The sequence below is a fragment of the Pseudomonas sp. ICMP 10191 genome (assembly GCF_001467335.1).
GTDB classification, from domain to species: Bacteria; Pseudomonadota; Gammaproteobacteria; order Pseudomonadales; family Pseudomonadaceae; genus Aquipseudomonas; species Aquipseudomonas cerasi.
Map to the genome: position 1 here is coordinate 46,114 of NZ_LKGW01000107.1, position 23,003 is coordinate 69,116.

Annotated in this window: 26 protein-coding genes; 11 read left to right on the forward strand and 15 right to left on the reverse strand. The window is 62.1% G+C overall.

All coding sequences use genetic code 11. The features are described from left to right. Positions 1–54: 54 nt before the first annotated feature. From AO388_RS12650 to AO388_RS12700, 11 genes are all read right to left on the reverse strand, one after another. A complete protein-coding gene (locus AO388_RS12650; RefSeq protein ID WP_003432122.1) occupies positions 55–2,418 on the reverse strand; it encodes an MMPL family transporter in 2,364 nt (787 codons plus the stop codon). Further along, positions 2,402–3,016, reverse strand: a complete 615-nt coding sequence (locus tag AO388_RS12655) for an outer membrane lipoprotein carrier protein LolA (RefSeq protein WP_003432120.1) — start codon at positions 3,014–3,016, stop codon at positions 2,402–2,404. Before AO388_RS12655 ends, AO388_RS12650 begins: the two co-directional genes overlap by 17 nt. Next, positions 3,013–3,462, reverse strand: a complete 450-nt coding sequence (locus AO388_RS12660; protein ID WP_003366054.1) for an acyl-CoA thioesterase — start codon at positions 3,460–3,462, stop codon at positions 3,013–3,015. Before AO388_RS12660 ends, AO388_RS12655 begins: the two co-directional genes overlap by 4 nt. A 65-nt stretch (positions 3,463–3,527) precedes the next feature. Next, positions 3,528–4,475, reverse strand: coding sequence for an LpxL/LpxP family acyltransferase (locus AO388_RS12665; RefSeq protein ID WP_058416550.1), 948 nt, complete (start codon positions 4,473–4,475; stop codon positions 3,528–3,530). Beyond that, positions 4,472–5,206, reverse strand: a complete 735-nt coding sequence (locus tag AO388_RS12670) for a glycosyltransferase family 2 protein (protein ID WP_003366060.1) — start codon at positions 5,204–5,206, stop codon at positions 4,472–4,474. Before AO388_RS12670 ends, AO388_RS12665 begins: the two co-directional genes overlap by 4 nt. Continuing rightward, a complete protein-coding gene (locus AO388_RS12675) occupies positions 5,199–6,881 on the reverse strand; it encodes an acyl-CoA synthetase family protein (protein WP_054081339.1) in 1,683 nt (560 codons plus the stop codon). The genes AO388_RS12670 and AO388_RS12675 overlap by 8 nt, the downstream gene beginning before the upstream one ends. A gap of 10 nt (positions 6,882–6,891) precedes the next feature. Then, positions 6,892–7,437, reverse strand: a complete 546-nt coding sequence (locus tag AO388_RS12680; protein WP_003432112.1) for a hypothetical protein — start codon at positions 7,435–7,437, stop codon at positions 6,892–6,894. Further along, positions 7,434–7,688, reverse strand: coding sequence for an acyl carrier protein (locus AO388_RS12685; RefSeq protein ID WP_003432110.1), 255 nt, complete (start codon positions 7,686–7,688; stop codon positions 7,434–7,436). The genes AO388_RS12680 and AO388_RS12685 overlap by 4 nt, the downstream gene beginning before the upstream one ends. 9 nt (positions 7,689–7,697) lie before the next feature. Further along, positions 7,698–7,958, reverse strand: coding sequence for a phosphopantetheine-binding protein (locus AO388_RS12690; protein ID WP_003316688.1), 261 nt, complete (start codon positions 7,956–7,958; stop codon positions 7,698–7,700). Next, positions 7,933–8,745, reverse strand: a complete 813-nt coding sequence (locus AO388_RS12695) for a lysophospholipid acyltransferase family protein (protein WP_003366070.1) — start codon at positions 8,743–8,745, stop codon at positions 7,933–7,935. Before AO388_RS12695 ends, AO388_RS12690 begins: the two co-directional genes overlap by 26 nt. Then, on the reverse strand, positions 8,721–9,440 hold the full coding sequence (locus AO388_RS12700) for a beta-ketoacyl synthase chain length factor (RefSeq protein WP_003366073.1): 720 nt from the start codon (positions 9,438–9,440) through the stop codon (positions 8,721–8,723). Before AO388_RS12700 ends, AO388_RS12695 begins: the two co-directional genes overlap by 25 nt. A gap of 308 nt (positions 9,441–9,748) precedes the next feature. Between AO388_RS12700 and AO388_RS12705 the strand changes: the two genes are divergently transcribed. Further along, a complete protein-coding gene (locus AO388_RS12705; protein WP_003432106.1) occupies positions 9,749–10,528 on the forward strand; it encodes a ParA family protein in 780 nt (259 codons plus the stop codon). A 186-nt stretch (positions 10,529–10,714) separates the two neighbouring features. Here the strand turns inward: AO388_RS12705 and AO388_RS12710 are convergent, their stop codons facing one another. Beyond that, complete coding sequence (locus AO388_RS12710; protein ID WP_003366077.1) at positions 10,715–11,119, reverse strand: PAAR domain-containing protein; 405 nt, start codon at positions 11,117–11,119, stop codon at positions 10,715–10,717. A gap of 262 nt (positions 11,120–11,381) precedes the next feature. Between AO388_RS12710 and mdcA the strand changes: the two genes are divergently transcribed. From mdcA to madM, 9 genes are all read left to right on the forward strand, one after another. After that, positions 11,382–13,058, forward strand: a complete 1,677-nt coding sequence (gene mdcA, locus AO388_RS12715) for a malonate decarboxylase subunit alpha (protein ID WP_054081271.1) — start codon at positions 11,382–11,384, stop codon at positions 13,056–13,058. Continuing rightward, entirely contained in the window at positions 13,058–13,933 is an 876-nt protein-coding gene (locus AO388_RS12720; RefSeq protein WP_003432101.1) for a triphosphoribosyl-dephospho-CoA synthase, read from the forward strand. The genes mdcA and AO388_RS12720 overlap by 1 nt, the downstream gene beginning before the upstream one ends. Before the next feature lies 1 nt (position 13,934). Beyond that, the gene (locus tag AO388_RS12725; RefSeq protein WP_003414308.1) at positions 13,935–14,234 is read left to right on the forward strand and encodes a malonate decarboxylase subunit delta; all 300 of its coding nucleotides are present in this window, start codon (positions 13,935–13,937) and stop codon (positions 14,232–14,234) included. Further along, positions 14,227–15,078 carry a biotin-independent malonate decarboxylase subunit beta gene (locus AO388_RS12730; protein ID WP_054081272.1) on the forward strand — a complete coding sequence of 284 codons (852 nt, stop codon included), beginning with the start codon at positions 14,227–14,229 and terminating at the stop codon, positions 15,076–15,078. The genes AO388_RS12725 and AO388_RS12730 overlap by 8 nt, the downstream gene beginning before the upstream one ends. After that, positions 15,075–15,875 (forward strand): biotin-independent malonate decarboxylase subunit gamma, encoded by an 801-nt coding sequence (mdcE, locus tag AO388_RS12735; protein WP_044308705.1) that lies wholly within the window; start codon positions 15,075–15,077, stop codon positions 15,873–15,875. Before AO388_RS12730 ends, mdcE begins: the two co-directional genes overlap by 4 nt. Then, positions 15,869–16,507, forward strand: coding sequence for a malonate decarboxylase holo-ACP synthase (locus AO388_RS12740; protein ID WP_058416551.1), 639 nt, complete (start codon positions 15,869–15,871; stop codon positions 16,505–16,507). The genes mdcE and AO388_RS12740 overlap by 7 nt, the downstream gene beginning before the upstream one ends. Beyond that, a complete protein-coding gene (gene mdcH / locus AO388_RS12745; RefSeq protein WP_003432095.1) occupies positions 16,504–17,439 on the forward strand; it encodes a malonate decarboxylase subunit epsilon in 936 nt (311 codons plus the stop codon). Before AO388_RS12740 ends, mdcH begins: the two co-directional genes overlap by 4 nt. A gap of 69 nt (positions 17,440–17,508) precedes the next feature. After that, positions 17,509–17,925 carry a malonate transporter subunit MadL gene (madL, locus tag AO388_RS12750; protein WP_003366092.1) on the forward strand — a complete coding sequence of 139 codons (417 nt, stop codon included), beginning with the start codon at positions 17,509–17,511 and terminating at the stop codon, positions 17,923–17,925. Between the two features lies 1 nt (position 17,926). After that, complete coding sequence (gene madM, locus AO388_RS12755; RefSeq protein ID WP_054081273.1) at positions 17,927–18,691, forward strand: malonate transporter subunit MadM; 765 nt, start codon at positions 17,927–17,929, stop codon at positions 18,689–18,691. A 66-nt stretch (positions 18,692–18,757) separates the two neighbouring features. On the opposite strand, the gene AO388_RS12760 is transcribed toward madM, so the two are convergent. Next, positions 18,758–19,684, reverse strand: coding sequence for a LysR family transcriptional regulator (locus AO388_RS12760; RefSeq protein ID WP_044308702.1), 927 nt, complete (start codon positions 19,682–19,684; stop codon positions 18,758–18,760). 154 nt (positions 19,685–19,838) lie between these two features. Between AO388_RS12760 and trhA the strand changes: the two genes are divergently transcribed. Continuing rightward, positions 19,839–20,453 carry a PAQR family membrane homeostasis protein TrhA gene (gene trhA, locus AO388_RS12765; RefSeq protein ID WP_003432091.1) on the forward strand — a complete coding sequence of 205 codons (615 nt, stop codon included), beginning with the start codon at positions 19,839–19,841 and terminating at the stop codon, positions 20,451–20,453. Between the two features lie 106 nt (positions 20,454–20,559). Here the strand turns inward: trhA and AO388_RS12770 are convergent, their stop codons facing one another. Beyond that, on the reverse strand, positions 20,560–21,279 hold the full coding sequence (locus AO388_RS12770) for a 16S rRNA (uracil(1498)-N(3))-methyltransferase (RefSeq protein ID WP_058416552.1): 720 nt from the start codon (positions 21,277–21,279) through the stop codon (positions 20,560–20,562). Positions 21,280–21,413: 134 nt separating this feature from the next. Further along, complete coding sequence (locus tag AO388_RS12775; protein WP_058416553.1) at positions 21,414–22,820, reverse strand: adenosylmethionine--8-amino-7-oxononanoate transaminase; 1,407 nt, start codon at positions 22,818–22,820, stop codon at positions 21,414–21,416. Positions 22,821–23,003 lie beyond the last annotated feature (183 nt).

Below are 23,003 nucleotides of genomic sequence, written 5' to 3' on the forward strand. Positions count from 1 at the left end.
AGGTATTCCTTTTCGGTTGGGCGGTGGCTGGGAGTGACGACAACGCTGCAAGACTCATGCGTGTGGCCCTTCAGCATTGGCTGGCGAATGAAGCGCTTTACGCGGGCTGGCCCAGGGCGCCAGCAGGAAGCTGAACGCCAGCCCCAGACTGACCGACAGGCCGAAGTTGCTGATCGCCGGTGTGCTGGAAACGGCCAGCAGGCCGAACGACAGCCAAGTGGTGACCGCTGCCAGCAGCGTGCCCAGCAGGCTGACTGCCGCGCCGCCTATCTGCTCGCGCATCAGGATGGCGTAATCGACGCTGATCGCCGTGACCAGCAACAGGCCGAACAGGCTGAACAGAGTCAGCGGCTGACCGAGCCAGCCCAGGCTGGCGAGGCTGCACAGGGCCGCCAGCAGGGGCAGGGCGACGATGCGCAACGCACCGCCGAAGCCAAACGGAGCGATCAGCAGCAGGACGATCAGTACGCACGATGCCAGCTTCAATTCCGCTGCGCTGATCTGCGTGTGGGCAAACACCTCGTTGAGCTCACCCAGGCGGTCGACCAGTTGCACGCCCTCCAGTCCTATGGCCTGCACGCGCAGCAACGCCATGCTGTTCATGCCACGCAGGCTGACGATGCTGGCTACCTGAGCGTCGCCTTCGGCATCTTCGCTGGCGCCCAGCCAGAGCGTGCGCCACGGTTCGCTGAGCGGGCCTTGAAGCGCCTGATCAATGTCTTGCGTTGGCAGTGCCTGCAATTGCGCGAGTTCGGTTTTCAGTGCGTTGGCCGGAACGCCAAGCTGTACCAATGGCTCCCAGTGTTGCGGCAATTTGCCCAGTGCATCACGGGTCAGTTGCTGCTCGGCAGGCGAATCCAGCAACTGGTTGAGTGCCATGTAGCCCTGCAGCTTGTCCATGCTGACCAGCTGGTCGAGCCGTTGGGTCAGTTCGGACTGCCGATCCAGCAACTGCTGTTGGTCCTTGCCGCGCACCAGAAAAAACTGGCTGGTGGGCTGATAACCGGTGATCCGTGCGATGGCCTGGGCTTCATCGGTCAACGCCTGAGGTGCTGCCACCCATTGGCGGATATCGTTCTTGGTGGTCAGGTGCCAGAGTCCGCCGCCACAGAAGACCAACAGCAGCACCAGCAGGATCGGTGTGCTGATGCGCAGCAGCAAGGCGGCGCGGCAATCGAGCATCAATTGCGCCATTTTCAGCGGCCACTGGGCAGGGCTGATCTCGACTTTTGCGAGCAGCGCGGGCAGCAGGCACACCGCCGTCAGGTAGGCGCCGATCAGGCCGGCCGCCGAGAACACCGCAATTTGCGTGAGTGCCGGAAACGGCGTCCAGGCCAGCGCCAGGTAGCCGATGCAACTGGTGATCAGGCTCAGGCTCAGGCCCGGCAGGGTCAGGCGCAAGGCGGGCCAGCTGCGCCAGGGTTTGAGGCTCCAGCTCTTGGACAGGTAATGCAGCGGGTAATCCACCGCCACCCCGATCAGGCTCGAGCCCAGCACCAGCGTCATGACGTGCATGCTGCCGAATATCGCAACGCAGGCCACCGCGCCGAAGAGCATGCCGACCACCACCGGCACGAATGCCAGCAGCACGCTCCAGCGGCGGAAGGCGAGTAACAGCAACAACAGGATACCGACCGTTGCGCCACCGCCGACCCAGGTGATTTCCCGGCTGGCCTGCTTCTGCCCATCGGCAGCGTAAAGCAGCCCGCTGGCCGCGAGCAATTGACCACCCGCCTGACTGGCCTGCACCCGCGCTTGCGCCAGCAGGTCCGCGACCTGGCCGGGCAGGTGCATGTCGAAGGCATCGGTTCGGGTTCGCGAACGCAGCAGTACCCAGCTTTTGCCCTCGGCGCTGGCCACCAGCGCGCCACTGGCCAGGTCCGCCTCGACCGAGCCCTGCTTCGGCAGGCCGTTCTGGATACGTCCGGTCAGCCCCAGCCAGTCATCCTGGCCAGGCACCAGGCTGAACCCGGCAAACGGGTCGAACAGCGTCTGTACGCGCTGTTCGATGAAGGTTTTCGGGTCGTCGATCAGCAGTGTGCGGTCCGCTGTCGGCAGCATGGCGATGCGCCCTTGCAGCAACTGGGTGCGCAACGCGGGCAGATCGGCCTGCAGCGACCACTGGACCTTCTCGAACAGGCCGGTCGACTGCCATTGTTCAGCCAGATTGCGTGCCAGTTCGACAGCCTTCTGCCGATCGCTGTGGCCCACCAGCACCAGCATTTCGCGGTTGAGCGGTTCCTGCATGCGCTTTTCGGCGCTCACGACCAGTTCGTCGTTATCGGTGCCCGGCACCAGCTCCATCAGGTTGGCCGACAGCGGCGAGCGGTCGTGCCACTGCCAGCCCGCGAGCGCCAGTACGCCCGCCAGAATCAGCAGGAACAGTCGCGGCAACAGCCGCTCAGTCTTTGAAGTCATTACGCTGCGCATCGGTCAGGGTCGGGGCACTGCTGCTGTCGATCATTTTCAGGACCGTGCTGTCGCCCTGGGTTTCCAGCAGCTCGATACGCTGCACCAGTTCGCCACCGTCGATGTTGATCTGTTTGAACACTTGTTGCAGCAGCATCGAACGCGGCGTCAGGGTGAGGTGCCAGGCATTCGCCTCGCCCTTGAGCTGCAAGTCGAAATCCCGCTGCAGACCGCTACTGTCGCCTTGCAAGACCGCCAGGAACAGACGGTTCTGCTCGGCGCCGGCGTTCTTGTTCGGCACCGGCTTCCAGGTGCTGACATTGCCATCGGCTTCACGACGGGCAATACCGTCGGCATTGATGCGGTAATCCTGTTTGAGCGGTGTTTCCAGCAGCCAGAGCAGCCCGAAATCCCTGGCGAGCACGAAGCGGCCCTTGCTGAGCAGCGGTTGCGGCAGGGCGCGCAGGTGTTTTTCCTGAACGAAACGACCCTGCACCACGGCAGGCTTGGCGAGCTGATCGCTCAGTTGTTGCAGATCGAACGCCTGCGCCAGAGAAGAAAGGCACAGCAGACCCAGCAGAATCAAGGTACGAAGCGGGCGGTTCATGGCGAGGCGCTCTCTATTGTGCTCTCAAGGGCAGTTTTGACGGCATCGATGAACACCTGCGGCGAGGCCAGTTGCATTTCCCGGCTCTGGCTGTCGACGGCGACCTGCACAGTGCTGGCGCGGGTCAGGCGCTCACCGGTGTGTGCATCGGTGATCAGGTAATTGATCTTCAGACGGTTCTCCCACTCCACCAGACTGGCGCGCACGTTCAGTGTCTGACCGAACACGGCGCTGCGCACATAGCGCAATTGCAGATCGATCACCGGCCAACCATAACCGGATTCGAGCATCTGCATGTAGTTATGGCCGATATGATCGAGCAGCGCGCAGCGCGCCACTTCGAGGTACTTCACGTAGTGCCCGTGCCAGACGATGTTCATCATGTCGACGTCGAAAAACGGCACGACGATTTCAGTGTCGATGTGCAGGAAACCCTTACTGCGCATGTAACCTCCTGTGGCGATCCGCGCTGATTTTACAACGCAGCACATGACCGCCGAGCGCGATCAGCTCATGAGCCTGATTCATCGGCAGACTTCCAGAATGGGTAGAAATTGAACCACTGCTGCGGCGCTTCCAGGCAATAGTGCCCAAGACGCTCGGCATAACACGTGGTCCACTGCTCGATGACCTGGGCACGGTCGCTGCGCCGCCACTCGATGGCGTCGGCGAACGGTTCGAGAATTACCCGATAGCCTTTCGCACCCTTGAGGCAAAAGAACAGGTTGACCGGGCACTTGAGCAGCCCGGCCAGCAGCCAGGGGCCTTGCGGGAAGTTGGCCGGCTGACCGAGAAAGTCGACCTGCACATTGCGCCCGCCATGCAGCGCGACGCGGTCACCGGCGATGGCCAGCCACTCGCCTTCGTCCAGACGCTGGCTTAATTGCAGCATGATGGCCGGGTCCAGCTCGCTGACCTGAATCAGGCGCAGATGTGTCGCGCCGGCTTCACCGAGCAGGCGATTGAAGCGTTCGGCATGTTTGGTGTGCACCAGCACGTTCATGGTGACCTTTTCGCCGAGTTCGGCCAGCGCTCGGCACACTTCAAGGTTGCCCAGGTGCGCACCGACCAGCATCTGTCCGCGTTGGCCACGCAGGTTCTGGCGCAGCAAGGCCTGGTCGACGATCTCGATCTGATCGATACCCAGCCTGCCGTTCCACACGTCGAGCTTGTCGAGCAAGGCATCGGCGAATGCCATGAACTGCCCGAACACCCGGCGCTGGCTGGGCCGCAGTTCGGGTTTGCCGCTCCAGTCCGCCAGGTGCTGCTGGTATTGCCAGATGCTGTGCCGGGCACGTCGGCCGAAGACAAAGAAATACAGGACGATGCCATACAGCACCGGGCTGAGCAGGCGCCGACCGAGCACCCGCATGCCCCAGGCGGTGAGTTTCATGAGCATGAAGCTGCCGCGCTCCTGATGACTGGCCCAATGCTCCTTGGGCGACTTGTCGATGCTCATGGCCGCCACCGTCGCCACAGGAGCATTGGCAGGCGTAGCAGCATGCCGAAGAACAGCTTGGCGTGCATTTTCGAAATCAGGGCGTTGTCATGAAACAGGCGGAAATGCGACAGGCCGTCCTGCGGGTAATGAACGCGGGTCGGCAGCCAGCGCATCGGCTGGCCGCGCCAGGACAGGCGCACGAGCATTTCCGAGTCGAAATCCATGCGTCTGCCGATCTGCACGCTGTCGATCAGCGCCAGGACCGGGGCCAGTGGATAGAGGCGAAAGCCGCACATGGAATCGCGAATGTGCAGTGACAGGGTGTTGATCCACACCCAGACGTGGGTCAGGTAGCGTGCATACAGACGGCCTTTGGGCACGCTCTCGTCAAACTGCGGATAACCGCAGATCAGCGCATCCGGGTGCTGGCGCGACTGCTCCAGAAACACCGGAATATCACTCAGATCATGCTGGCCATCGGCATCGACCTGCAACGCATGGCTGAAACCCAGCCGGATCGCCTCGCGAAAGCCGGCCATTACCGCGCCGCCCTTGCCCTGATTGACCGGCAGGCGCAGCAGGTGGATAGCCTCACCCTGCGCCAACTGCTGTAACACGGCTTCGCAGGCCGGACTGCTGGCATCGTCCACCAGAATGCACGGCAACCCGGCGTTGCGCACGGCCTTGACCACGTTGGGCACGGCCAGCTCGTGGTCAAACACCGGAATGATCACGCAAGGCTTATGCATGGTCGTCCTCCAGGAGGATGCGGCCACTGGAGCAGGGCGCGTTGTCGGCGTTGCGAAAGGCGAAGTGCAGCTTGGAGCGTGTCGCATCGAAGCGCAGTGTCAGCGTGAGGCGATCACCGGGACGCACCAGTTGTTGAAATTTGAGCACCTCCATACCGGCAAATCCGCATGGCAGGTCGAGCAGTCGCTGGCCCAGGCTGATCGCCCAGTCGACTTGCACCACGCCCGGCAAAATCGGCGCCTTGGGAAAGTGGCCGCTGAAAAACGCCAGATCGGGCGGGACGCTCAATTGCAGGTGCAGCTCGCCTTCGACGTTCTGTTGCTCAAGCACTTCCGGCTGTTTCGAGCGTGGCGCCAGCAGCAGCGCCTCGACCTCTGCCTGAGGCAGCTTGCCCTGGGCGTTGAGCGGCATCTGCCGCAGCAGACGCCAGCGACGCGGCAGGGCGATGGTTTCGCAGTGCGGTTGCAGGTACTGCCGCAAGGCTTCGGTGAGCGCCCGACGGCCCTGATTGCGCAGGACCAGCAAGCCCGCGTCGCTCAGCACCAGCAGCGCGCCCAGCGAGGCACGGTTTGCCTGCACCACGCCAAGGCGCGCTTCACTCACCCACGGGTGAGCCGCGAGGGCCTGCTCGATCAGCGGCAAGGACACGCGCTTCTCTTCGAGTTTGACGATGCGGTCGAGCCTGCCCAGCAGTTCGAAGCGCCCGTCTGCACCGATCAGCGCCGCATCGGCGGTCTGCTCGACATGGCCGGGCGGCAGATAGGGCGAGCTGATGCGCAGCGCACCTTGCGCATCCTGACTCAGCTCTACGCCGTCGAAGGCCTGCCAGCGTTGCCCGCCCTGACGCCAGGCGATGCCGCCGGTTTCCGAGCTGCCGAGAATTTCCGTCGGCCACTGACCGAGGCGTTGCTGCAGGCTCTGTGCGGCTTCGGCCGGCAATGCGCCGCCGGAAGAGAACACCCGGCGCACGGCGGCAAGACCCGGCCAGTCGAGATTGTCGCCCATGCGCTTGAGCAGCGCAGGGCTGGCGACCCAGGCGAATGACGGGTATTCACGGCTGGCGCGTTGCAGGTCTTCGGCGAACGGCAACTGACGGCGCACGAACGGGCGTGCCGCGCACAGCGGCCAGAGCAAACGAAACAGCAGCCCGTAAATATGTTGCGTCGCCACGCTGCCGATCATGCATGCCGTGCCGAGCTCCGCGCCCCACAGCTGCTCCAGCCCGCAGACTTCGTTGGCCAGTTGCCGCAGGTGTTTTTCGATCAGTTTGGGCTCGCCGCTGGAGCCGGAGGTGCACAGGCTCAGCCGGCACTGGTCGAGGTCCAGCGCTGCCGCGGGGAGAGGCGCGGCATGCAGGTCGCTCAGGTGGGTGTCACCCGGCAGGTCAGTCAGCCACAGGTCGACCTGATTCGCCCAGCGCTCGCGGGTCTGGCCCTGCAAGTCGGCGGGCAGCAACACGTGCACACCTGCGCGCCAGGCCGCGAACAACGCAATGGCCAGGTCGGCGGCATCCTCGAGGTGCACTGCAAGGCGTGTGATGCCGCGCGCGTTCAGCCCCGCAGCCACGCCGAGCGCCTGATCACGAAACTGCGCGTGGTCGAGGGTCGGGGCCAGCGTCAGCAGCCGGTCGGGCAGCGCATCGAGCAGCAGGTGTTCCAGGTTCAACCAGTTCATGCGATCCATTTCATTTGCCGCCCGCTGAGGGTGGGCGGACGATCCATTCAACAGCGAATAACACGCCCATCAGGCCGTAGGAAATCAGGCCTGTGTACAGCGTCCACCATGACAACGGTGCCCACAGTGTCAGGATGGCTGACGTGAGGCCGTTGACGAGAAAGAACAGGCACCAAATCTGCGTGACTTTACGTGTATAGCGGATACCCGCCTCAGGCAGATCGGGACGGTTCAGGCGCGCCATCTTTTCCACGATCGGCGGGCCGTAGACCAGGCTTGAGCCGAACAGGCCGAGCATGAAGGTGCTGACCAGTACCGGGTACCAGCGCAGCATCATGTGACTGTCGAGGGCGCCGAGCACCGCGCAAAAGATCAGCGCTACAATCGCCATCGCCAGGCTGCCTTGCCTGCGCTCTCCGGTCAGGGCGCGCGCCAGCCACAGGCTGCCCAGCAGCAGCGCGAACTGCCAAGGGGCGAAATGCTCGGTCCCCCAATAGACGGCGAATGGATAGAGCACGCCGGCCAGCACCAGAATCAGGCCAATCAGCCGCTTCATTCGGCGGTGTTGACCAGTTTGTAGACGGCCTCTACCACGTCATTCACGGTCCTCACCGACTTGAACTCTTCAGCCGCAATCTTTTTGCCGGTCTTGCGTTTGATGTGATCGATCAGGTCCACGGCATCGATGCTGTCGATTTCCAGGTCCTGATACAGGTTGGCTTCAAGCGTGACTCGCTCAGGCTCCAGTTCGAACAGTTCCACCATTGCGGTGCGCAGGATTTCGAAGATGTCTTCACGGGTTTGCATGTTCAATTCTCAGGCCGGTTGTCTGGCGCTGACGAAGGCCGCAAGGCTGTCGACGCTGGCGAAATGGTTACGGGTGTCCTTTGCATCGGCATCGATCCTGATGCCATAACGCTTCTGGATGGCCAGGCCCAATTCGAGCGCATCCACCGAGTCCAGTCCCAGTCCTTCGCCAAACAGCGTCATATCGTTGCCGATATCTTCCGGGGTGATGTCTTCGAGGCCCAGGGCATCGATGATCAACAATTTAATGTCCTGGTGCAGATCGCTCATCTGAGGCGAGCTCCTTGGTGAAATAGTCATGCAGGTAATCGTTGAGCTTGCGGGACGCCAGGGGCGGTGGGCCTAGCGCACTGAAGGCGGTTGGTTCTATATCGGCACCGACGCGCAAAGTGAAGTGCACGCGGCGTTGCGGAATGCGATACCAAGGCTCGGCCTTGGTCAGGGTGGTCGGCTGGACCTTGATCGTCACCGGGGTGATGACGCTCGCGCCACGCAGCGCAATGGCGGCCGCGCCGCGGTGAAAGACAGGCGGCTGGCCTGGCTGGGTGCGCGTGCCTTCCGGGAAAATGATCAGTGTCTGGCCGCTTTGCAGGCGCTCTACGGCGGCGTCTAGCATCTCCATGCTGCCGTCGTTGCTGATGTAACCGGTGGAGCGCACAGGGCCGCGGGTGAACGGGTTCTCCCACAGGCTGCGTTTGACCACGCAGTTGGCGTCACGCACCAGCCCGATCAGAAACACGACATCGATCAGTGACGGGTGGTTGGCGATGATCATCTGCCCTGGGCGACCAAGCTTTTCGGCGCCTTGTACGTCATAGGTCAGCACCCGCATGCGCGCCATGATGCGGATGAACAGCCAGAACAGGCGGCTGATGGTCCGTCGCGCGCGGCGCTGATGGCTGGCCACACTGCCAGGCAGGCAACTCAATACTGGAAAAACGAACAACCGCAGGCATAAACCGCTCAACCCGAACAGGGCAAAGCTGATGCCTGTTGCCAGCAGACGCCAGTAATAGGCGTCCCGACCTTTTTTCAGTGACTGCGTTGCCAGTTCCATAACCGGTTATTCCAAGGGTGCAGGCAGACGGATTGATCAGTGTGCAAGGCCCGCAGCAGGTTCAGGGCATGGGGCCACTGAGTGCGCTTGGTGCCTTGCGTATCGGTGTTCAGAGACAGTTGCCACTCATTCCCCGGCGTCAGCAGCAAGCCGACCGCGTAGGGAAAGGGCACGTCATCAATCCATTGGGCATAGGCTTGCGGCGGCTGTTCTTCAGTCACCACAAGCAATACTGCTTCTGCTCCCTCGGCCAGCAACGCTGCGGCCTCGAATGCTCCATACTCCAGCCCGTCGCCTGTGGCGGCCAGGGCTGTCATCTCACTTGTTTCACCGCGCATGATCGACCACAGACCAATGATGGCGTTATGCACTGAAAGGCTGAACTGGGTCGGTGAAAGCGGCTCGTTGGCGGCCAGATCACGCAGGATTTCAAAGGTCCTCGGGGTTTCTCCGTGGCGCGAGACAAACACCAGCGGGACGCGCTCCAGCCCTTCAGTCAATGGCCAGCCGACGGCAAACGCCATTCTCGCCATGCGGCCCAGGCGGCGGCGTTGCATCGCAGGAAGGAAAGACACGTCTGGCGCTGCATCACTGGTTTCCAGCAGCGTCGGATCGAGGCTCCATCGCTGCCAGTCTTCCGCGCTCGCCAGGCCCGGCGCCCAGGCTTGCCATCGTGCAATGTTGAAGGTGATCAAGGCTTCTCTTCCCGCCCCTGCGGGCTTGTTTCTCGCTACATCGATATCAGGTCGATATCAGCCTGGGTGCGGTAATTGACCGAGTGCGCGCATTATCCTGATGGGGCTCATTACTAGCAAATTTGTTACATAAAAACCGTTTACAGGCGTGTATTTTAAGGTTGAAGTCGTTTTTCTGTATGACAACCGGCCAGCAACTGTTTTGCGTTAAGCTCACCGTTGTCACATGCACTGTCTAGACTCGATTTCCTCTTACGGTCGTTATCGGCCACTCCTGCTGTTTCTTCATCTTTCAAGGAATCCAAAGCATGCGTCGCGTGGTATTCAATCAGAAGGGCGGTGTCGGCAAATCGAGCATCGCCTGCAATCTGGCTGCAGTCAGCGCTCACGAAGGCTATCGGACGTTATTGATCGATCTCGATGCCCAGGCCAACTCGACTCAGTACCTCACCGGCCTGACCGGTCAGGACATTCCGATGGGGATTGCCGAGTTCTTCAAGAACACGCTGTCCGGCTCACCGGTCGCCAAAAAGAACCATGTCGATATCTACGAAACACCGTTCGACAACCTGCACGTGATCACGGCGACTGCAGAGCTTGCTGACCTGCAGCCCAAGCTCGAGGCCAAGCACAAGATCAACAAGCTGCGCAAACTGCTCGACGAGTTGAGCGAAGATTACGAGCGTATCTATCTGGATACGCCGCCAGCACTGAATTTTTATGCGGTTTCGGCGTTGATCGCCTCTGATCGGGTGCTGATCCCTTTCGACTGCGACAGCTTCTCGCGACAGGCGCTGTATGGGTTGATGCGCGAGATCGAGGAGTTGAAAGAGGACCACAACGAAGATCTTCAGGTTGAAGGCATCATCGTCAACCAGTTCCAGCCCAGAGCCAGCCTGCCGCAGCAGATGCTCGACGAACTGATTGCCGAAGGCCTGCCGGTGCTGCCGGTCTATCTCAACGCCTCGGTAAAAATGCGCGAGTCGCATCAGGCCAACCTGCCGCTGATCCACCTCGACCCACGGCACAAACTGACGCAGCAGTTCATGGAACTGCATCACTTGCTCGAGACCAACGCCCATCCGTGATGGGCATACCTATACGGAGCCTTGGCGCTAGAGTTGAAACGCAAGTCATGTGGGAGCGGGCTTGCTCGCGAAGGGGCCGGTACAGACCCCGAAAGCAGGGCGTTTAAACCAGCGCATTCGTGAGCAAGCTCACTCCCACAAAGCATGTGTATGCTGAATACGGAGCATGGGCACGAGATTCGCAACTCAACATGGCTGCGAAAGAGGCCTGAGTACTTCGGGCGTATAGCTGCCGTCTCTCAATGAGCGCGCCAGATGTTCGGCATAGAGTCGCGCTGTCGAGGCCAGTTCTTCGGGGATGGCGACGGTCGCGTCCATGTCGGCCCGGACGTGCTCCTGCGAGGTGGTCAGCGTGTTGCTGCCGGGTGCACAGCCACACTGCACCTCATGACCCTGAGTAGCGACCGCCACAAGTTCGTCGATGTAGGTGGGGTTTCCCTGGGCGATGAAGCCAATCTGCCTGCAGGCCGGGCACCACACCGGGTCACCCATGCGCGCCACACGACGCAGTTCGATGACTTCGCTTGCCGATGCGGCCAGCACGAAGCCGCCGGTGGTAGTGAGATCGCCTTCCCTGACTATAAATGACATCGCGCTACTGCCTCTGTGTTACGGAAAACCTCAAGGCTAGGCGCAAACACGGATTCCGATAGCACCCCGAGCCCTTTAAAGACCGGTCCTACGCAATTACCAGCCGGGTGTTTCGAGCATGTTGCATGCGCGACGACGCACCCGGCGAAACGTCCGTTTCCCCATCGTTACTCCAGCCGTAATGATTCGACGCGCTGCTTGATTGATGCCTGACCGCTATCGCTCCTAAGGTGGCCGACGACAGCAAAATCGTGGAGCGATCATGACAACAACAACTTCCCCCGACGCACGCTGGACACGTCGTCGCAGCGAGAAGCAGCGGCGTCTGGAGCAAGTGCGGGCGTTGGCCGATGGTGTGGTGTTGCCGACCGGCAATATCGTCGCCGCGCTGGAGGCCCTGCTGGTTTCCGGCGACCGCGTGGTGCTTGAAGGCAACAATCAGAAGCAGGCTGACTTCCTCTCCCGCGCGCTGGCCAAAGTCGATCCGGGCAAGGTGCATGACCTGCACATGATCATGCCGAGCGTCGGCCGCGCCGAGCACCTTGACCTGTTCGAACAAGGCATCGCGCGCAAGCTGGACTTCTCGTTTGCCGGCACGCAAAGCCTGCGCATCAGTCAGTTGCTGGAAGACGGCCTGCTGGAAATCGGCGCGATCCACACCTACATCGAACTCTATTCACGGCTGGTGGTGGACCTCATCCCCAACGTGGTGCTGGCGGCAGGCTTCATGGCCGACCGCGCCGGCAACATCTACACCGGGCCCAGTACCGAAGACACCCCCGCACTCATCGAACCGGCGGCATTCAGCGACGGCATCGTTATCGTCCAGGTCAATCAGCTGGTCGATGACGTCAGCGAGCTGCCACGGGTGGATATCCCGGCCTCGTGGGTCGATTTTGTGGTGGTGGCCGACAAGCCGTTCTACATCGAGCCGCTGTTCACCCGCGACCCGCGCCACATCAAGCCGGTGCATGTGCTGATGGCAATGATGGCGATTCGCGGCATCTACGAGAAACACAATGTCCAGTCGCTGAACCACGGCATCGGTTTCAATACCGCCGCCATTGAGCTGATTCTGCCGACCTACGGCGAGTCGCTGGGCCTGAAGGGCAAGATCTGCCGCAACTGGACACTCAATCCGCACCCGACGCTGATCCCGGCCATCGAAAGCGGCTGGGTCGAGAGCGTGCATTGTTTTGGCACCGAGCTGGGCATGGAGAACTACATTGCTGCCCGCCCGGATGTGTTCTTCACCGGACGCGATGGCTCGCTGCGTTCCAACCGCCAGCTCTGCCAGCTGGCCGGGCAATACGCCGTGGACCTGTTCATCGGCGCAACCCTGCAGGTCGATGGCGACGGGCACTCCTCGACAGTCACCCGTGGTCGTCTGGCCGGCTTTGGCGGCGCGCCGAACATGGGCCATGACCCACGCGGCCGGCGTCACGCCACGCCCGCCTGGCTCGATATGCGTCAGCAGCACGATGACGGCCCTTCTGCCTACCTGGAGCGCGGCAAGAAGTTGGTGGTGCAGATGGTCGAAACGTTTCAGGAAGGCGGCAAACCGACCTTTGTCGAAACCCTGGACGCCGTCGAAGTGGCGAAGAAAAGCGGCATGCCGCTGGCGCCGATCATGATCTACGGCGACGACGTGACCCACCTGCTGACCGAAGAAGGCATCGCCTATCTTTACAAGGCGCGCAGCCTTGAGGAACGCCAGGCGATGATCGCGGCAGTGGCGGGCGTGACTGTGATCGGTTTGCGCCACAACCCCAAGGACACCGCGCGCATGCGCCGTGAAGGGCTGATCGCGCTGCCCGAAGACCTCGGCATTCGTCGCACCGACGCCAGTCGTGAACTGCTGGCCGCCAAGAGCATTGCCGATCTGGTTCAGTGGTCCGGTGGCCTCTACAACCCGCCTGCCAAATTCAGGAGCTGGTAATGAGCGCACTTCAATTGGCACCGCAATCGGCCTCGCTGGCAGTACGACTGGCCGATCTGGCCGTCGACGCCTTGATCGACGAAGCCGACCTGTCGCCCAAACCGGCCCTGGTGGACCGGCGTGGCAGCGGCGCGCACAGCGATTTGCACCTGGGGCTGATGCATTCCTCGGCGTTGTCATTGTGGCCGACTTTCAAGTTGATGGCTGACGCCGCCACGCAGTTCGCTGTTGTGGACCGGCCATTGCGTGAGGCACTGGGCAGGCTTGGCCGTGAAGGCGAAGCCACCATGCTGCGCACCACCAGCGGGGTGAATACGCATCGCGGCGCGATCTGGGCGCTGGGTCTGCTGGTGACCGCTGCCGCGCTGGAGGCTCGGGATTGTGCGCCCGATGCCATCTGCGCGCGCGCTGCCGCTTTGGCCCAGATCAAGGACCGCCAGGTGCTCACGCAGAATAGCCACGGTGATCAGGTAGTTCGGCGTTACGGTGTCATGGGCGCCAGAGAGCAGGCGCAGCAAGGGTTCCCGGCGGTCAGGCTGTTCGCCTTGCCACAACTGCAACGCAGCCGTGCGGCAGGCAGCGGCGAGCAGAACGCCCGGTTGGATGCGCTGTTGGCGATCATGACTACGCTGGACGACACCTGTGTGCTGCATCGCGCCGGCATCGAAGGGCTGAATGCCATGCAGCACGGGGCACAGCGCGTGCTGGACGCCGGAGGCAGCGCCAGTCTGGCGGGCCGCCGCGCACTGAACGAGCTTGATCAGCACTTGCTGGCCCTCAATGCTTCGCCCGGTGGCGCGGCGGATCTGCTGGCTGCCTGCCTGTTCATCGATGGTCTTGAGCCTGCGCTCGGCCCTGTTTCGAGGAGTGCCTGAAATGGAAACCCTGTCTTTTGAATTTCCTGCCGGACAGCCGCCCAAGGGCCGTGCGCTGGTGGGGGTGGTGGGCTCCGGTGATCTGGAGGTGCTGCTGGAACCCGGTAAACCGGGCACCTTGTCGATTCAGGTGGTGACGTCGGTCAACGGTGCCTCGCTGCGCTGGCAACACCTGTTCGAGCGCATGTTCGAGGGGCAGACCCCGCCTGCGCTGAGCATCGATATTCATGACTTCGGCGCGACGCCCGGCGTCGTGCGTTTGCGCCTGGAGCAAGGCTTCGAGGAGATCGGTCATGACTGATAGCGCACGTTTGCTGAATCAGCACAGTTTCATCGAATTGGGTGCCCGACAGCGCGCCCGCGCCTTGCTGGATGCAGGCAGCTTCCGCGAACTGCTGGGGCCGTTCGATCGGGTCATGTCGCCGTGGCTGGCCATGCAGGGCGTGGTGCCTCAGGCGGATGACGGCGTGGTGGTCGCCAAAGGCACTGTCGATGGTCGGCCAGTGGTCATCGCCGCCATCGAAGGCTCGTTTCAGGGCGGCAGCATGGGCGAAGTCGGCGGCGCGAAAATGGCCGGTGCGCTGGAACTGGCTGCCGAAGATAACCGCAACGGTATTCCCACCGCTGCTATCTTGCTGCTGGAAACCGGTGGTGTGCGTTTGCAGGAAGCCAATCTGGGCCTGGCCGCGATTGCTGAGATTCATGCCGCGATAGTCGATCTGCGTCAGTACCAGCCGGTGATCGGTGTGGTGGCAGGCAGCGTCGGCTGCTTTGGCGGGATGTCCATCGCCGCAGGGCTGTGCAGTTACCTGCTGGTGACCCAGGAAGCACGTCTGGGCCTGAACGGTCCGCAGGTGATCGAGCAGGAAGCCGGCATCGAAGAATACGACTCCCGTGACCGTCCGTTCATCTGGAGCCTGACCGGTGGCGAGCAACGCTTTGCCAGCGCTCTGGTGGATGGTTTTGCTGCCGATGATGTCGCCGATGTCCGCCAGCAGGTCAGCGGCTGGCTCAAACAGGGCGTGCCCGACACGCATCGCAGCAGTCAGTACCCACTGTTCCTGCAGCGACTGGCAAGCCTGGACACCGAGCCGCAAATTGATCCGCAAAGCGTGCGTACCCTCTATCAAGGAGCCCGGTCATGAGTCATTCACAGCGGGGTTTGAACTGGTTCAACGCCTTGAGCGCAGGCGCCCGTGAGGTCACTGGCCTGCCTGCCTCACTCAAGGTCGCCGACGGTTTTCTCGGCGAGCAGGCGGTGCGTTTTGTTGCAGTGATTGCCGATACCGACAACCGCTTTCCCCGGGCGCGTCAGGGCGAAGTCGGCCTGCTGGAAGGCTGGGGCCTGGCCAAGGCGGTGGACGAGGCCATCGAGCAGGATCGCGACCGCGCCGAAAAACGTGCATTGATTGCCATCGTCGACGTGCCGAGCCAGGCCTACGGGCGTCGCGAGGAGGCGCTCGGTATCCATCAGGCATTGGCCGGAGCTGTGGACAGTTACGCGCGAGCGCGTCTGGCGGGACATCCGGTGATCGGTCTATTGGTGGGCAAAGCCATGTCCGGCGCATTCCTGGCCCACGGCTATCAGGCCAATCGATTGATCGCGCTGCGTGATCCCGGCGTGATGGTGCATGCGATGGGCAAAGCCTCGGCAGCCCGCGTAACCCTGCGCAGCGTCGAGGACTTGGAAAAGCTCGCCGCCAGCATCCCGCCGATGGCTTACGACATCGACAGTTACGCCAGTCTCGGTCTGCTGTGGGAAACCCTGGCGGTCAGCCAGATCGAACAGCCCGCTGCAGATGACCTGATTCAGGTGCGCAACGTGCTGAGCAGTGCGATCAAGGACGTGCAGGCCCGCGGCGTCGATCTGAGCAGCCGTCTGGGTGCGAGCAACCGTGCGGCGTCGGCCAATGTGCGTCAGTTGCTGCGGGCGCAATGGTGATCAGCAACACTGGCGCAGTGCTGCCCCATGATTTGTTGTGGGGCATGCCGCTGTCTGCGTTGCCTGACGACGCGCCCAAATGGGCGGTCGAGGCCGTGCTGGCCGGGCAACCGGTGGTGGTCCGGCGTCAGGCAATGCCCGCCGGGCAGGTGGCGGTGGGCTTGCGCGGTCGCGGTCGGGAGCAACGCTATGCCGCAAGCATGTCGTTGGCCGACGTCTGCCGAAGGGTCATGCCCGAGCAGTTGATCGAAGCCCCGACCGAGAGCCTTCAGCAATGGCCGGCGTTGCAGGCGTTGCGCCAGATCCGTCCGGTCATGGAGGCGCTGGAGCTGGACTGGGGCGTCGGCGGCAGTGCCGGATTCGAGCTGGCCAGCGGTATTGCCGCGTTGCATCAGGACAGCGATCTGGACCTGATTCTTCGCACCCCTGGACGCCTGAGTCGCCGCTGTGCCGCCGAGCTGGTCGAGGCGTTGGAAACCTCGGTCTGCCGGGTCGACGTCCAGCTGCAACTCGAGCAGGGTGCCGTGGCGCTGCGTGAGTGGGCGCGGCCAACGGGGCGGGTGCTGCTCAAGACCGCCAGCGGCGCGCGGTTGGTTGCAGACCCATGGCACCTGGGGCAGGTGTGCGCATGAGCAGCCTGTGGGTATTTCCCGGCCAGGGCGCCCAGCAAGCCGGCATGCTGCATCAGTTGCCGGACGAGGCCGTGGTGCGCGATTGCCTGCAGGAAGCCGCCGATGCGCTGGGCGAAGACGTGCTGGCGCTGGACACTGCCGAGGCACTGCAAGCCACCCGTGCCGTTCAGCTTTGCCTGCTGATCGCTGGCGTCGCATGCGCGCGCGTGCTGCAGGCGCGTGAGTGTGTGCCGGACTACCTGGCAGGGCTGTCCATCGGCGCTTATCCGGCAGCAGTGATTTCGGGAGCGCTGGCTTTTGACGACGCCGTGCGCCTGGTCGCGCTGCGTGGCGAGCTGATGCAAAGCGCCTGGCCGCAGGGTTACGGTATGACCGCGCTCATCGGTCTGGACCAGACGCAGGTAGAAGCGCTGATCGCGCAGGTACACAGCGCGAAGGCACCGGTATTTCTCGCCAATATCAACGCCGACAACCAGATGGTGATCTCCGGCAGTACCGAGGCGATGCATCAGGTCGGTCAACTGGCCAAGGCTGCCGGAGCGGCAGCGGTCAAGCGTCTTGCGGTCAGCGTGCCGTCACATTGCGCCTTGCTGGACGCTCCCGCGCAACAACTGGCCGAGGCCTTTTCAAGGGTCGCGCTAAAGGCACCCACCATACGTTACCTGAGCGGCAGCACGGCGCGACCTGTGCGCAATGCCGAGAAGCTGCGTGACGACCTGGCGTTCAACATGTGTCGGGTCATCGACTGGCGCAGCACCGTGGAAACCGCCTGGGAGCGGGGCGTGCGCCTGCACATCGAGTTGCCGCCCGGCAGCGTGCTGACCGGGCTGGCGCGCAAGGTATTCCAGCAGGGCACCGCGCTGGCTTTTCAGGCTGCGCGCCTGGACAGCCTGGTTGCGCTGTCGCGCGAGGAGGGTCGCCGCACCCCATAGAGCCGCCGTGCAGCTGCTACGAAGGACAAAAACAACAACTTCAGCAATGCAAACAGAGGAATAACAACAATGATTATCTATGGTGTTGCACTACTGGCCATCTGCACGCTTGCGGGCGTGATTCTCGGCGATATGCTCGGCGTTCTGCTGGGCGTGAAATCCAATGTGGGCGGGGTCGGGATCGCCATGATCCTGTTGATCTGCGCGCGCCTGTGGATGGAAAAACACGGCGGCATGAGCAAAGACTGCGAAATGGGCGTGGGTTTCTGGGGCGCGCTGTACATCCCGGTGGTGGTGGCGATGGCCGCACAACAAAACGTTGTAACCGCACTCAAGGGCGGGCCGGTGGCGGTGCTGGCCGCTGTGGGTTCGGTGGTGCTGTGTGCCTGCACCATCGCAGTGATCAGTCGTACCAATCGCGGCGAGCCGTTACCCAAGGAAGAGCCGCTGCTGACGCCTGAAATCGCCCCGGCTGGAGGTCGCTGATATGTGGGATCTCATCGAGAAGGGACTTGAACACAACGGCCTGATCACCGCATTCGCCTTCGTCGGCATCATCATGTGGTTGTCTGTGGTGCTGTCCAAACGCCTGACGTTCGGCCGGGTGCATGGTTCGGCCATTGCGATCGTCATCGGGCTGATTCTGGCCTGGGTCGGCGGCACCTTGACCGGCGGCCAGAAAGGGCTGGCGGATATCACGCTGTTTTCCGGTATCGGCCTGATGGGCGGGGCGATGCTGCGTGACTTCGCTATCGTGGCGACGGCTTTTGAAGTGCAGGCCACCGAAGCGCGCAAGGCCGGGCTGATCGGCGCCATCGCCTTGCTGCTGGGCACGATTCTGCCGTTTATCGTCGGCGCGAGCATTGCCTGGCTGTTCGGTTATCGGGACGCGATCAGCATGACCACCATCGGTGCCGGGGCGGTGACCTACATTGTCGGCCCGGTGACCGGTGCTGCGCTGGGTGCCACCTCCGATGTGATGGCGCTGTCGATTGCCACCGGCCTGATCAAGGCGATTCTGGTGATGGTCGGCACGCCCATGGCGGCGCGCTGGATGGGGCTGGACAATCCGCGCTCAGCGATGGTTTTCGGTGGTCTGGCGGGTACTGTCAGCGGCGTTACCGCAGGGCTGGCGGCAACCGACCGGCGTCTGGTGCCTTATGGCGCGCTGACCGCTACGTTCCACACCGGTCTGGGCTGCCTGCTCGGGCCATCGGTGCTGTACTTCATCGTGCGCGCCATCGTCGGCTAGGCGCTTTACTAAAAGTGGCTGCGCTCGGTGATGCTTCGTTCGCCGACTTTTCGTACAGAGCCTAGGTCAGGTCATCTGTTCCAGCAGCCGGTTGGTGTACATCCGGCACTCGGCCAACAGCGCGAGCAGGTTGGGATCGCGCTGTTTGGACTTGAGAAAAACAATGCCGATGTGTTGCTGCATCCGGTAGCGGCTCTGCAACGGGATCAGGCGCACGCGGTTTTCATAGACCGCGGCGATTCTTCCCGGCAGCAGTGCATAGCCGACGCCGGAGCTGACCATGCTCAGCAGGGTGAAGATGTCATTGACCTGCATCGCCACCTTGGGCTCGAAACCGGCCTGCCGGAACACGCGGATCCCGTCGCGGTGCGTGGCAAAGCCTTGAGTCAGGGTGATGAACGTCGCTTCGCGCAGGTCGCCCAGGTCCACTTCAGGGTGTTCGGCGAACGGTGAGTCGGTGGGGACGGCGAGAAAGATGTCGTCGGAAAACAGCGCCAGATGCTCGCAGTCCGGGTCGTTGGTGCTCTCATCCAGTGACACCAGCATCGCATCGACTTCCATGTTCTTGAGCTTGTAGAGCAGGTCCATGTTCGAGCCCAGAATCAGGTCGATATTCAGCTCGCTGCGGCGGATCTTCAGGCCCATGATCAACTGCGGCACGGTCTTGACGGTCAGCGAATACAACGCCCCCAAGCGAAACCGCGCCGCTGAGAAGCCTGCCGCCTGACGGGTCAGTTCCACCGTGGCGAGCACGTCCTGGACCAGCTTCTGCGCACGCTCTTCAAGTACATACGCGCTTTCCAGCGGCGTCAGGTTGCGGCCCTCATGCTTGAACAGCGGGCAACGCAACGCACTTTCCAGCGAATGAATGGCGCGGTGCACGCTGACGTTACTGGTCTGCAGCTCCTCCGCTGCACGTGCCAGATTGCCGGTGCGCATGAAGGCCAGGAATATTTCCAGTTTCTTGAGCGTCAGTTCGTCATCGATCTGCATGTCGTGGCGCTTATGGTTGAGGTGCGCTGATTGTGCACAACTCATGCGTCGATAGCTGCTTAAAATATCCGTCACTGACATGGGTGTTGCGGTTTGTTTCAATAACCCGGAGTCTCTGTTTCCAGTGTTTTCGCCACAAGAGGGTATCGAGCGGATGTACTACGGAGAAAAATTCAATGCCTGGTCGCACTTGGTCGGCGCTGTGCTGGCAGCCGTCGGTGCGATCTGGCTATTGGTCATGGCCAGCCTGCATGGCGATGTCTGGAAAGTGGTCAGCATGGCCATCTATGGTGCGTGTCTGGTGACGCTGTACAGCGTCTCGACGGTCTACCACAGCGTCAAGGGACGCTCGAAATCGATCATGCAGAAGGTCGACCACTTTTCGATCTACCTGATGATTGCCGGCAGCTACACCCCGTTCTGTCTGGTGACATTGCGCGGCGCATGGGGCTGGACCCTGTTCGGAATTGTCTGGGGGCTGGCGCTGATCGGCATCCTGCAAGAGATAAAACCGCGCTCCGAAGCGCGAATCATGTCCATCGTGATCTACGCCGTGATGGGCTGGATCGTGCTGGTGGCCGTCAAGCCACTGCTGGCTGCACTCGGTGTATCGGGGTTCATCTGGCTGGCCGGAGGCGGCGTGCTGTACACCGTCGGCATCCTGTTCTTCGCCTATGACCAGATCCGCCACTTTCACGGTATCTGGCACCTGTTCGTCATCGGCGGCAGTTTGATGCACTTCGTGGCGATTTGTTTTTATGTGCTGTGAAAGTGGCCAGGTTCAGGCCTCAATGGCTGGGTAAATGCAAATCCTTGTGGGAGCGAGCCGGTGTCTGATTCTGAGCGTGCAGCGCGTTTGAGGACGCATCAAATGATCAAAAATCGCCCCACAGCTGTTGCGCCACGCTGAGCGCGACCACGGGAGCGGTTTCCGTGCGCAGCACGCGCGGGCCGAGGCGTGCGGCGTGGAAGCCGGCGTCTTGCGCCTGATCGACTTCCGCATCGTTCAGACCGCCTTCCGGACCAATCAGAAAGGCCAGGCTGGCAGGCTTGTCATGACTGGTCAGAGGTTCAGCCACCGGGTGCAGGACCAGTTTCAGGTCGGCCTCGGTGTGCTTGATCCACTCGGCCAGCGGCATCGGCGCATGAATCACCGGCACCACGGAGCGGCCACATTGCTCGCAGGCGCTGATTGCGATCTGCTGCCAATGCGCCTGACGCTTCTCGGCACGTTCGTCCTTCAGGCGCACTTCGCAGCGTTCGCTGGCAATCGGCGTAATTTCGCTGACGCCCAGTTCGGTGGCCTTTTGAATGGCCCAGTCCATCCGCTCGCCGCGCGACAGGCCCTGACCGAGGTGAATGCGCAGGCCTGACTCTTGCTGCCCGGCAAAGCTTTCGGTGAGCTGCACATGCACGCGCTTCTTGCCGACTTCCAGCAAGGTGCCGCGAAACTCCTGGCCCGAACCGTCGAACAGTTGCAGCGCGTCACCTTCGGTCATGCGCAGCACGCGGCTGATGTAATGCGCCTGGGCCTCAGGCAGTTCATGCTCGCCCAGACTCAGCGGCGTTTCAGTAAAAAAGCGGGACAGTCTCATGGTGTGTCTCGGTTCTGGTGTTCGTTTTGTGATGACGCATTCGCGAGCAAATGAAGGTCGCCCGGACAGGCCCCCGCCAGTGGGAGCGAGCTTGCTCGCGAAGGCGCCAGTCCGGCTGCATTTAATTCCAGCCTTTAACCCGGATCCCTGAAGTCCGGATGAAAGTTCTCGCGCACGGCAACGCTGACGCTGCTACGTGTTGCGATATCAATGCCTTCGCTGGCCACTTCGGCGAGGAAGTCGATTTGCTCCGGCGTAATCACATACGGCGGCAGGAAATACACCACGCTGCCCAGTGGCCGCAGCAGTGCGCCACGCTCCAGCGCATGCTGGAAGACTTTCATGCCGCGGCGTTCCTGCCACGGGTAGGCGGTTTTGCTCGCCTTGTCCTGGACCATTTCGATGGCGATGGCCATGCCGGTCTGACGCACTTCCGCGACATGCGGATGATCGGCCAGGTGCGCGGTGGCCGTCGCCATGCGTTGCGCCAGGGCCTTGTTGTTTTCGATGACGTTGTCCTCCTCGAAGATATCCAGGGTCGCCAGCGCCGCCGCACAGGCCAGCGGGTTGCCGGTGTAGCTGTGCGAGTGTAGAAACGCACGCAGGGTCGGGTAGTCGTCGTAGAACGCGTCGTACACATCATCGGTGGTCAGGCAGGCCGCCAGCGGCAGGTAGCCACCGGTCAGTGCCTTGGACAGGCACAGGAAATCCGGACGGATGCCGGCCTGTTCGCAGGCGAACATGGTCCCGGTACGGCCGAAACCGACAGCGATTTCATCGTGGATCAGGTGCACGCCATAGCGGTCGCAGGCGTCGCGCAGCAGCTTTAGGTAGATCGGGTGATACATGCGCATGCCGCCCGCGCCCTGGATCAGCGGTTCGACGATCACCGCCGCAACGCTGGCGTGGTGTTCGGCAAGGGTCTGCTCCATGGCGACGAACATGTTGCGCGAATGCTCTTCCCAGCTCATGCCGTCCGGGCGGTGGTAGCAATCGGGGCTCGGCACTTTGATGGTATCGAGCAGCAACGCCTTGTAGGTTTCGGTGAACAGCGGCACGTCACCGACCGACATCGCCGCCATGGTCTCGCCGTGGTAGCTGTTGGTCAGGGTGACGAAGCGTTTCTTGTCCGGCTGGCCGCGATTGAGCCAGTAATGAAAGCTCATTTTCAGCGCGACTTCGATGCAAGACGAGCCGTTATCGGCGTAGAAGCAGCGGGTCAGGCCCTCGGGCGTGAGTTTGACCAGCCGTTCGGACAGTTCGATCACTGGCTGATGGCTGAAACCGGCGAGGATCACATGCTCCAGCTGGTCGACCTGATCCTTGATGCGCTGATTGATGCGCGGGTTGGCGTGTCCGAAAACGTTGACCCACCAGGAGCTGACAGCGTCCAGATAACGCTTGCCCTCGAAGTCTTCAAGCCATACGCCTTCACCACGCTTGATCGGTATCAACGGCAGATTTTCGTGGTCTTTCATCTGGGTGCAGGGGTGCCACAGGACCTTCAGGTCACGCTGCATCCACTGGTCATTGAGGCCCATTTTCAATCTCCGGGTAGCGACTCGCCTGATGCGAGGACGAACAATCGCGCAAGCCTATGCAATGCCCGGCTGCGGAACAACCTTTGATGCAGTTTTAACGGGCGATGGACATTGCTGGCGGCTATTTGATGGCTCGCGTATCCTGCGCAGCGAGTCGATGTGTCGGGCTGACTTGCCCTATCT